This window comes from Oleiphilus sp. HI0117 (assembly GCF_001635235.1).
On the sequence record NZ_LWGA01001244.1, the window covers coordinates 1 to 1,352 of the forward strand.

The window sequence follows — 1,352 nt, forward strand, 5'->3', positions numbered from 1 at the left end:
AAGCTGTTTTCGTCTTAGTTCTCTCAAGTAAACCAGGCAGCAGCTCATGCTTAGGTACAAAAGGTAGCTCATAGTATTTTGAATGTTTTCAAACGGAGAGCCGCTAGCATTCAAAGAGGCCAGGGCAAATACTGAGAATATCCCGACAAGCCATAGGGCAGGTTTGAATTCATAGAAAAAGAACAGCAATAAGGGAATGAAATAGGTCCATGTTTTAAAGTCTTCCAGGCCTGTCATTAAGCCTATTAGGGCAATGCAGGCGAGAGCCAGAGAACTGTGTTTAAACCAGATGAAGCTCTCTTTATCGGCATTTCGGTTTTTACTTTGCCACTGGTTTACAATGAGTAGCGCACACAGAACACCGATGCCGCAAGCGCTGATCAATTGCCCCTGAAAGAGCAGGGCGAGCGCTAAGGTACCTGCCAGAATAAGGGCATACAAGTAGGATTTTGAGTTAATAAGTAGTTGGTGGTCAGAATGTGCCATGTTGAAAATGTTGCTCGTTATGTTCTGGTCGTTGGCTCGCCAAAGCCTTGTGGTGTCTTTCCTTGCAGGTAATACGCAAAGGCAATTATTTCAGCTATTACCCGATATAGAACTTCGGGGATTTCTTCTCCCAGTTCTAGTTTAGACAAAATGCTGACTAATTCACTATTTTCGTATAAAGGTATGCCGTGCTCTTCGGCAATGCGCATTATTTCCTCAGCGAGCTCATTCTCACCTTTGGCAGTAAGTTTGGGCGCTGAAACTTCATCGTACTTGAGCGCGATGGCTCTTGTTTTCGAGCTGGTTTTGTTATTGTTGTTCATGCTTGAATATCTACCAGGCTTTGTGTCAACTTGGTGGCCTGTTGTTCTGGTAGGCCTTGTTGGCAAATAATATCGCCTACTTCTAGGCCTAGCTCTGAAAGCTTTTCCTTAAAATGTTTGCTCTCCCTTTGCGCGAGCGCGAAAGTATCGGCTTGATCTGCCCAGATAATGGATGAAATAGAAGGAGGGAGCAAGCTTACTTGAATATATATTGCTCCCAGGCCTTCTAAGTCGAAGGATAGTGATATTTTCCACTGCAATGCTTTGTCCTCAGATTCCTCTTCCTGGTTCTGAGTGGCGCTTTTTTCCTTATCGAGTCTCAGGCTGAAGGTGGTGACCCCTTGGTTGACATTCACCACGGGCAATTCAAAAAACCATGATTGAAGTGTATTGCCGTCACTGGTTTGGCTTTGAAAGAGGCTGTTCAACTGGTTGAACTGAATACGATTAAGCATTCCGGCAAGTATTTTCAAAAGCTGCCCGGTAGAAAACTCTTGCTCGGCAAAAAGAGCTTTGGCCTTCGCTGTTGTGTCGGACTGGATG

Annotated in this window: 3 protein-coding genes; all 3 read right to left on the bottom strand. The window is 44.7% G+C overall.

Features of this window, described 5'->3' with window-relative positions; all coding sequences use genetic code 11:
• Positions 1 to 486 (bottom strand): hypothetical protein (locus A3757_RS21630; protein WP_156506487.1); only part of this gene is annotated, 486 nt, incomplete at its 3' end.
• 17 nt (positions 487 to 503) lie between these two features.
• Entirely contained in the window at positions 504 to 809 is a 306-nt protein-coding gene (locus A3757_RS21635) for an EscU/YscU/HrcU family type III secretion system export apparatus switch protein (RefSeq protein WP_068516235.1), read from the bottom strand.
• Positions 806 to 1,352, bottom strand: a 547-nt coding sequence (locus A3757_RS21640) for a flagellar hook-length control protein FliK (RefSeq protein ID WP_197470204.1), incomplete at its 5' end; no start/stop codon positions are given. The genes A3757_RS21635 and A3757_RS21640, both read right to left, overlap by 4 nt.

Coding starts and splice junctions, on each gene's coding strand:
- A3757_RS21635 (WP_068516235.1), bottom strand. CDS start 809: ATGAACAACAATAACAAAACCAGCTCGAAAACAAGAGCCATCGCGCTC.